This is a genomic window from Mesorhizobium sp. M5C.F.Ca.ET.164.01.1.1, assembly GCF_004792125.1.
GTDB classification, from domain to species: domain Bacteria; phylum Pseudomonadota; class Alphaproteobacteria; order Rhizobiales; family Rhizobiaceae; genus Mesorhizobium; species Mesorhizobium wenxiniae.
Map to the genome: position 1 here is coordinate 1 of NZ_SRTG01000440.1, position 308 is coordinate 308.

Genomic DNA, 308 nt, shown 5'->3' on the forward strand with positions numbered 1-308 from the left:
CTGGGACCGGGCCACACCATCGTGACGATCCTTGCCGACTACGGCACGCGCTACCAGTCGAAACTGTTCAATCCCGAATTCCTGCGCGAGAAGAACCTGCCGGTGCCGGGCTGGATGGAAGAGAAGGCCGACATTTCGGTGCCCTTCGAAAAGGTCGCGTGATGGCGCACCGGACGGAAGCTCTGTTTCGTGACGACGCCTACCTGAAGGCGAGCGAGGCGGCGGTTGTCGCGATCAACGAGCGCGGGGGCATAATCCTCGACCGGACAATCTTCTACGCAACCTCGGGCGGCCAGCCCGGCGACACC

2 pseudogenes are annotated in these 308 nt (G+C 63.3%); both read left to right on the forward strand.

Annotation, left to right across the window (positions count from 1 at the left end):
- Positions 1–162: pseudogene (locus tag EN807_RS37265) on the forward strand (cysteine synthase A); the annotation flags it as partial.
- A pseudogene (locus EN807_RS37270) lies at positions 162–308 on the forward strand (alanyl-tRNA editing protein); the annotation flags it as partial. The pseudogenes EN807_RS37265 and EN807_RS37270, both read left to right, overlap by 1 nt.